At 55.0% G+C, this 8,008-nt stretch carries 5 protein-coding genes and 3 pseudogenes; 3 read left to right on the top strand and 5 right to left on the bottom strand.

What is annotated here, in order from left to right:
• The first annotated feature begins 131 nt into the window (after window positions 1-131).
• Together KPG66_RS13525 and KPG66_RS13520 are read left to right on the top strand one after the other, a co-directional pair.
• On the top strand, window positions 132-1,148 hold the full coding sequence (locus tag KPG66_RS13525) for an IS110 family transposase (protein WP_237071169.1): 1,017 nt from the start codon (window positions 132-134) through the stop codon (window positions 1,146-1,148).
• A 225-nt stretch (window positions 1,149-1,373) separates the two neighbouring features.
• A pseudogene (locus KPG66_RS13520) lies at window positions 1,374-2,024 on the top strand (IS3 family transposase); the annotation flags it as partial.
• A gap of 20 nt (window positions 2,025-2,044) precedes the next feature.
• Here the strand turns inward: KPG66_RS13520 and KPG66_RS13515 are convergent.
• The 5 genes and pseudogenes from KPG66_RS13515 to KPG66_RS13495 all read right to left on the bottom strand — a co-directional run.
• Window positions 2,045-2,434, bottom strand: coding sequence for a hypothetical protein (locus tag KPG66_RS13515; protein WP_237071168.1), 390 nt, complete (start codon window positions 2,432-2,434; stop codon window positions 2,045-2,047).
• Between the two features lie 448 nt (window positions 2,435-2,882).
• A complete protein-coding gene (locus KPG66_RS13510; protein ID WP_237071167.1) occupies window positions 2,883-3,263 on the bottom strand; it encodes a hypothetical protein in 381 nt (126 codons plus the stop codon).
• 2 nt (window positions 3,264-3,265) lie between these two features.
• Window positions 3,266-3,748 (bottom strand): glycoside hydrolase family 108 protein, encoded by a 483-nt coding sequence (locus KPG66_RS13505; RefSeq protein WP_237071166.1) that lies wholly within the window; start codon window positions 3,746-3,748, stop codon window positions 3,266-3,268.
• Between the two features lie 1,058 nt (window positions 3,749-4,806).
• The gene (locus tag KPG66_RS13500) at window positions 4,807-5,223 is read right to left on the bottom strand and encodes a hypothetical protein (RefSeq protein WP_237071165.1); all 417 of its coding nucleotides are present in this window, start codon (window positions 5,221-5,223) and stop codon (window positions 4,807-4,809) included.
• A gap of 1,399 nt (window positions 5,224-6,622) precedes the next feature.
• Window positions 6,623-7,303: pseudogene (locus tag KPG66_RS13495) on the bottom strand (tyrosine-type recombinase/integrase); the annotation flags it as partial.
• 146 nt (window positions 7,304-7,449) lie between these two features.
• Between KPG66_RS13495 and KPG66_RS13490 the strand changes: the two are divergent.
• Window positions 7,450-7,764: pseudogene (locus KPG66_RS13490) on the top strand (integrase core domain-containing protein); the annotation flags it as partial.
• Window positions 7,765-8,008 lie beyond the last annotated feature (244 nt).

The raw sequence follows: 8,008 nt of genomic DNA, 5'->3' as shown, positions 1-8,008 counted from the left end.
TGCGCATCAAGCAGATCACGCAAACACGCGTGCACTACGGCTATCGCCGGGTGCATGTGATGCTGCGTCGGGAAGGCTGGCGCGACAATCACATGCTGTAATTGTCTCTGTGACTTACTTTGGAGGCGGACATGGAAACGTATGTGGGTCTCGATGTGTCCCAAAAGGTTACGGCAATCTGCGTTGTTGATCGCGATGGGAAGAGCGTATGGCACGGAAGCGTCATCTCGAACCCTGAGGAGATCGCCCGAGCTATTCGCCTACATGCGCCGGAGGCGGTGCGGGTCGGCATGGAGACGGGGCCACTGGCCGTATGGCTATACCATAGCTTACGAGCCGAGGGTATCCCGGTTGATTGCATTCATGCCCGCCATGTCCACGCGGCTCTGGCGACCCAACTGAACAAGACGGATACTAACGACGCACGCGGCATCGCTCAGCTCACGCGCAGCGGATGGTACCGCGGTGTCGAGGTCAAGAGCATGGCTAGCCACGAAGTGCGACTTCTGCTGACCGCGCGGGGAAAACTTGTGAGCATGCGAACGGGTCTATATAACCAGGTTCGGGGCGTACTTAAGACGTTTGGCGTCAACCTGCCTGCAGGTAAAGGTGTGACATTTGAACGGCTTGTTGAGCAAAACATGCCCTCCTCATCTCTCGTACAAGGCGTACTTGATATCCTAATAGATAGCTTGCGCCATATTGGAATTCAAATTAATGCACTCGATCAGGCCATCCGTCGCGTGGCTCAAGCCAGTACGGTCTGCCGACGCTTGATGACCGTGCCCGGCGTGGGCTCGCTGACTGCAGTGGCGTTTGCATCGGCTGTGGACAATGCTGAGCGCTTCCGCAGCGTGCGTGACATTGGACCCTACCTTGGGCTGACGCCGACAAAATATCAATCCGGCAATGTCGATCGTAACGCAGGCATTTCGAAGGCAGGATGTCGGCTTACGCGCCATCTACTGTTCGAAGCGGCGTCCTCTCTCATCTCCCGATACCGGCAAAACTGCGATCTGAGACGATGGGCACTGACGCTTATTCCTCGCATTGGCGCTCGCAAGGCGATGGTCGCCACCGCGCGCAAATTAGCGACCGTACTGCTCTCTATGTGGAAGGGGCAAACAGACTTCAAGGCGATCAGATAGTGGATTCGATTTGACTATTTGCACTGCCAGATCCGAATACTTCATTCAGGCTGATGACGTCGCCGCAGCGATTCCTTCACTCTCTTTGCGGTCCCACCGCGGCAATCACATCGGAACGCTGTAGCGACTTTCAAACGGCACGTTGTGGCGCACTGCGACCGCGTAGACGACAACGAGACGGCCTCTATGAAGCATTGCAACAGAGAGGAAGCTTATTGACAGGAATTAGACGATAAAAGAGTTTATCGGCTCTATCGCGAGCAGGGGCTGTCATTGCGGCATAAGAGACCGCGGCGAAACAAGGCGGCGCGGCTGAAGCAGCCCAAACAGCTCGTAACCGCGATCAACGAGATTTGGAGCATGGACTTCGTCGCTGATGCACTGTTTGACGGTCGGCGTTTGCGCACGCTGACAATTGTCGACAATTATACGCGCGAATGCTTGGCCATCGAGGTGGGTGCCACGCTACGTGGTGAAGACGTCTTGGCGGCGCTAGATCGCATCGCTGTGGGCCGGCCGTTACCGCGCTTCATCAAGGCAGACAATGGCAGTGAATTCATCTCCAAGGTGCTCGACAAGTGGGCGTATGAAAGGGGCGTTGAGATCGACTTCTCTCGCCCTGGCAAGCCAACCGATAACGCGAAGAACGAGTCGTTCAACGGGCGCTTGCGCGAGGAATGCTTAAACGAGCATGGGTTCTTGTCGCTCGAGGACGCCAGGCGCAAAATCGAGGCCTGGCGCCAGTACTATAATGAGGCGCGTCCCCACTGGGCACTGCAGTGGATGACGCCTGCCGAGTTCGCCTGCCAGTGCAGGCCCCGGGCCGATTCGGCCCACCCCGAAGAGCCGGAAATTTCCACTTTAGAACGGCACTGATTTGGGGGGAGCCTCAAGCGTCACGGCAACTTGACCCTTTCAACGGTGTATTTACATGTCGACCATCCACGGCCAGAACCATGCCCTTTAGGGCTTCTTGCGTGCGCTTGTAAAGTAATGGTTCGAGGTTGGGCGACGCCAGGAATAACGTCAACGTAGTCTTCCCATCCAACACGACACTCGTTTTCAGAACCATTTTGCTGGATCAATCCACCATTTAAGGTTTTTTCCGATAGAACATATCCGTCAGGAGCAGTAATTCGACTCACCTGTGAATCGCAGCTATGTCTAGCACCACTAAAGCTAGTTCCTTCTGTTTTACACTCAGCTACTATTTCTTGTGTATCAGCGAAGGCGTAAATAGGAAAAATAGCGAAAAAAATTAAAGATGTCCATAATTTTGCAATCATCATCCTCTCCTAGTTTATCGAGCTGTGATAAGTAAGCACAGTAAAAGATATGCTCAAATCACCACGGTTACAAGTAAGCCAATCATAAACTTGCCGAAACAAGCGTTGTCGAGACAACGGGGACCGCCAACGATGCGGCTGTTGTTATAGGTCTTCTGAAAATCGAACTGCTGACCACAAACATTAAAATCTCTTAGGATTTACCTTCGGCTAACGGCGGCGATGCAGCCTCCGCACGTGTCAACATAGGATTTAGCCCTTGAGTTGTGGCATAAGTGTCCGGATCGGTCGCAAAGCTGGTGATGACTGCTGCCTGCTTTTTCGCCGTTGAAGAATTCCTTTGCACCCAAGACCATCGCAATCAGTACGCCCTCGATATTGCCGAGCACGCCAAAGGCAAGCGGTTCAATCGGTATGCGACAGAACAACAGCCAAAAGTGCGCGCTAATCACCAAAATAGAGCGCCTGTATATAAATAAGCGAGGTTACACGGGGTGCGGTCCTGTGCAGTCAGCGCCCTCTGTCGAGCATCGGCGCGGTCGGCTGCATTAGCCTTTGCCATTTCAATGTTAGCGGTGATGTGTGCCTTCTCCAACTCAGCGGCGATGCGCTGCAGCTCGACTTGGCTTTCCAAAATCGCTTCCTGAAACCGGTAGGCAAGTTCGGGGTTCACCTGGATCGCAGCTAACGCCTGTTCCGGTGTACCGGTGCCGGTGACCTTTTGGGCGATGTTGGCCACTTGCTGCGCGACCTGTTCGGCTCGGCTACCTCCAATCCATTGGGCGATTTGTGGCGCGAACTGTGCAAGAGCGAGAACAATCGGCAACATGATTAAGCTCCGGCTACCCTCAAATTAGTGGCGATTCGCCGTGTCCAGCCGCGACCAAAACTTGACCACGTTTGCAACACGGTTAGATAAGCTAGTCGCGCGGCCACAAAACGCATAATAAATAGCTCTGGGTCGACCGCTTGCATCTCGGCGATCGTCTTGGATCCAAGTTTGCCGTCGGCGCGCGCGCCGCTGGCTTGTTGCATCCAAACAACAACAGGGCCACCATTGTAATTGGCATCCAAAACTTGAAACGCAACACGAGTGTCGTAGCTATTGCAGTGCAGTGGATCCCAATAAAGCGCCTTGGCAATTTGCTTTGCTGTCTCTCGCGGCAAATCCTGCATGGGACCGGTATAGCCCCATGCGAGCGCCACCCGCTGGGTGATGTCCCACATAGTTTCACCACCAGGGTCCTGAGGGTGATTGGAATAACCACCTTCGTTGCCAACGAGTTGGTCAAACGCGTCATCAAAAGTACTCATACTGGGCCACAAAAGGAATGCTCATTTATCTGACACAAGAAGCGACTCATATAATGCGGCACAAAAAACTCGCCCGTCAGTCTCTAACCTATTTGCAATCTTTGCGAATTTGCCCAATTGTCCAAATTTTGGGCGTTAATCAACGCACATGTCGAATAACACTGCGAGGTTCAAAATTAGTTACCGAAACAGTACTAAGTAAACCGATAGACCAATTATGCGCAATCACTCGACACCAGTACGAAGCTTGACTGTATCGACTGAGCCCCTCAAAAGACGAAGCCTTGACTTCAATCTATACCACTCAACTCTGATGTCAAGTACTAAGGTCAATTTTGTGAAGTAAGGCCACCTTGAAGATTATGATGTTGAGAAAATGAAAAATTTTCACAGCGCAATGTTTTATGAAAATTATACCGAAGACGAGGGTCTTCCCTAGAGGGTGTTATGCTCGTTCATGCCACCCTATCTTTCAAAGTCATAACACGCTCTAAAACAGGGAGCCGTGTCCCGCTATGGTTAAGAACTTGAGAGCGAGCAATGCAGGTTGCTGTATTCGTGTTCTGCTGGCAGAGCAGGTCATGCCTGACGCTCCGTGGCAGGTTAGTACGAGCGATGTACGCAGCGAAGCTGTTACGGCGGCGTCGGCGCGCAAACATCGCCGGTGTCGCAACGATGTCGCAGAACAAATAAATGGCTTGAATCAACTTCCACTGGACGCGCGGACGACCCTTTGGTGCGGACTGCTCGACGGCGTAGATGACGGTCAACCGCAGTCGTGGATATCATTTCTGTTTTCCAATGGGAGGCAGTACAGTAATGCAATGATATCTGATTTCGAGAAGTGCATTTTCGGCACGCCCTGCTGCGCGCAAAGTAAGAATGGTTTTTCCACACTTTATGTGAACCTGCAGGTGACAATGAGATCCAACCCGGTATCGCACTACTCGGATAATCGGCGTGGATTTTTTCTTTCTTCAACGCCTGTTGCCCGCTCCCGACATGCGCATTCTTGGATGGGAGATGATCGGCAATCGGTTCATCGTTGCACTGAAACATTAAGGGCTCGTTGCGCACTGCACGGCGTGTGGAGCGACCAGCTCCCGGATACATGGATGGTATCGACGACGCGTTGAGGGCCTGCCATGTAGCGGCCATAGCGTCAGGTGAGTATGCTGTGTCATCGCGTCAATCAGCGTTGGAATGAGCGCTTTCAGTCGATTGCCGCAGATCCGATCGGCCGGCTCCCAGAGCGTGATCAGCGCGGCCCGCACCTGATCGTCGTAGCGTCGCTGGGGGGCCGGGCTTTGTCCTCGGCGGCACAGCACACGGATGGCGTGCTTGCGGTGATAGCCCGTCACCTGGACAAACTCATCCAGTATCGCGCGCTTCTCGCTCCGATCAGAACGACGGTACCGCTCACCGACCGCCTCTATCCATTCCCGTCGTGTTGACATACTGAGCTGCCTCGCCATCAGTCGTCCCCGCCAACATTCTGACGGTAACAAATTACATGAGGCAACAGGCTCCGCTTGGTAACAAAAATATTGAGTCAATGCGCCAGTGTTGCGACGATGGTCATGACCGGTGGAGAAGCATAGCGGCTGCATAGCAACCGAACAGACTCCGCCGGCGTCGCCGAGTCGGCTGGGTTCTACGATGGCAGATCGAATCAATAAGAAGCGATCGGCCGCATGCCTGGAACCCGTATCACCGACTAACAGGTTTGCCTCTACATGTCTAAACACAAACATCACTCGCAGGGGACCGCTGCGGACAAGGTCGGCATCAGCGCGCGCAGTGCGCGACGTATTGAGCGCTGCTATCATAAAAGCGGCAGCATTACTGGCGCTCTCGTCCCGATCCATTCGCCGGGGGTTGGCAGACCGAAATTGTTCCGATACTCCTGAGCGCACTGCAGTTGCAAGCGGTCACGATCCCCTGGAAGCTACAAGACGACCATCCCGGGCAGCATGCCGACAGTACACGTCGCACACTGGATGGAGCGACGTGTACGGCAATGGCGAGCAACTTCTGGCCCATCAAAGCAAGTGTCCTTTCTTAAGCAACGCAAATGGCCCAACCGCATGTGACGTTCGCCGGGGTGCCCTTCGATCACTGGCTATATCATTTCGTATTTTTAAGCAACAGTTGTCGAGTCAGGCATGACGTTTGGATTCACTGTCTTGACGGGCCTTCTCATCTGTGGCGATGAGCAAATACGCTCCGAAACCCGTCATCAAGGCGAATACCGCTAGTCCAAGCGTCAGAGCCACTTATTCCCTCTTACTCAGAATCGTTCCTACGATGAATAGTAGCACAGCGATGAGCAACAGCAAAAACGCCTGAAGGGGCGTCCAGACTGTCCATTTGCCGGCCACCAGTAAAGTGAAAAACCTATCAAACTTGCGGCGCTAATAGTATGGCTATAGCACCCATAGCCTCTTTTTGCTTTGCGGTTGGCCGAAGCAAAGCTTCCTGGCTCCGATCGCGAACATATGGAAACCCGTCCACGACAATCATTATGAGTTGATGTATTCGGCGTTTTGGCCGCTCAAGCATTGCTTGTTCCTAAAGGTACATGATATCGCAATGGATCGCTCAATTGCATTACTCGCGTAAGCCGGGGCAATGGCATGCCAGACTAATCGAGGTTGGTCGAGCAAGCCACTGCGATATAGGTACAGATACAGGTTCGTGATGATCCGCGATGCGTGACTCAGATTGCGTGCATCAGGCGCAAATCGAGTTGTCTGTCGGTCATGGGCGAGCCCGCACCGTGGCGCAACTCGTGCAATGAAACACGTGGCGAGGCCTGCTCAAGCACGGGAACGCAGTGTGCATGTTCGCGCGGCAAGCCGGGCTGGCCGGCAATCAGCGCTGTGGCGCCTGAGCAGGGGGCTCGACCGCCTCCTGGTCGCCCCAGTTCATCCGATGGCCGCGCACCGTCTGGCGGTGCCGCGTATCCTCTTCCTCATGCAAGTACAAGCTCGTCGTGGTCAGTGACACGTGCCCGAGGTTGTCGCGCACCGTGCGCAGATCGAGGCCGCCGTCGGCCTGATGCGAGCCGGCCGTATGCCGCAGCCAATGCGCCGAGGCGCGCACCAGTTCGTCGGCGCGATCGGCAAATTCTGGCCCGCGTGCGCGCAGCCACGACGCGGCGTCGCGCAAGATCCGCTTGACTGCGTCATGCAGGGCGGAACGCGACAGGCCACGGCGCGCGCCTCGGAAGGGCACGACCAGCGGCGTGTCCTCGGCCCGACGGGGCAGCGAGGACAGGCCACACGCCTGCCGGTAGCGAGTCAGCTCGACGATCAACTCTGGCGACGCGGGCACGCGCCGCGCGCGTTGCCCCTTACCGACGATGTCAAGCCACCACTGGTCCTGTCCATCTGGGCCCAGGCGCCGCGAGAAGTCACCCATGGTGCCGTGGGCGACCTCGGAGAGGCGCAAACCTTGCAGATAGAAGAGTGTGGTCAGCCAGCGGCAACGGGCATAGTACGCGCGCTGCGCCGTTGTTTCCTGGGGCAGCTGCTCGACAAAGTGTTTGACCTCTCCTTCACGAAAGAACGGAAAAGACACTGTCGCATATTTGCACCGAAACCAAGCACCCAGGTCAGTCGCTGGAACAGCTGCTGAGGCGGGAGGCGACCATTCCATCTAGTTGGCGCCACCGGCAAAAGTAATTGTCGCCAGACAGGGCGTATGAAAAGGGCGTTGAGATCGATTTCTCTCGCCCTGGCAAGCCAACCGATAACGCCAAGAACGAGTCGTTTAACGGGCGCTTGCGTGAGGAATGCCTAAACGAGCATTGGTTCTTGTCGCTCGAAGATGCCAGGCGCAAAATCGAGGCCTGGTGCCAGTACTATAATGAGGCGCGTCCCCACTGGGCACTGCAGTGGATGACGCCTGCCGAGTTCGCCTGCCAGTGCAGGCCCCGGGCCAATTCGGCCCACCCCGAAGAGCCGGAAATTTCCACTTTAGAGCGGCACTTGGGGGTAGCCTCAGTGCTATGACGTGCGTGACGCGTTCCGAACTTTTGATACAAATTACAACGGTGCCCCGATTGTTGCCTGGGTGGAGCGCGTCGCGTAGCCGCTGCGCGAGCCTTTAGGTCGGAACTAAACCTACATCTCTGTTATTCCCGTATCAATGCCTGGCAGCAGCCTTGTCCGACTCCCTTATTTAGTTGGGCCTGAACAATTCGTTTTAGCTCGCAGATGAAGTCATGCAGCCGAGGGCGCAGCGGTTTTGAAGCTG

Source organism: Mycetohabitans sp. B2 (assembly GCF_021733735.1).
GTDB classification, from domain to species: domain Bacteria; phylum Pseudomonadota; class Gammaproteobacteria; order Burkholderiales; family Burkholderiaceae; genus Mycetohabitans; species Mycetohabitans rhizoxinica.
Note: the sequence above shows the minus strand (reverse complement) of the source record. Positions and strands in the feature narration are given on the sequence as shown.

Coding starts and splice junctions, on each gene's coding strand:
- KPG66_RS13525 (WP_237071169.1), top strand. CDS start 132: ATGGAAACGTATGTGGGTCTCGATGTGTCCCAAAAGGTTACGGCAATC.
- KPG66_RS13515 (WP_237071168.1), bottom strand. CDS start 2,434: ATGATTGCAAAATTATGGACATCTTTAATTTTTTTCGCTATTTTTCCT.
- KPG66_RS13510 (WP_237071167.1), bottom strand. CDS start 3,263: ATGTTGCCGATTGTTCTCGCTCTTGCACAGTTCGCGCCACAAATCGCC.
- KPG66_RS13505 (WP_237071166.1), bottom strand. CDS start 3,748: ATGAGTACTTTTGATGACGCGTTTGACCAACTCGTTGGCAACGAAGGT.
- KPG66_RS13500 (WP_237071165.1), bottom strand. CDS start 5,223: ATGGCGAGGCAGCTCAGTATGTCAACACGACGGGAATGGATAGAGGCG.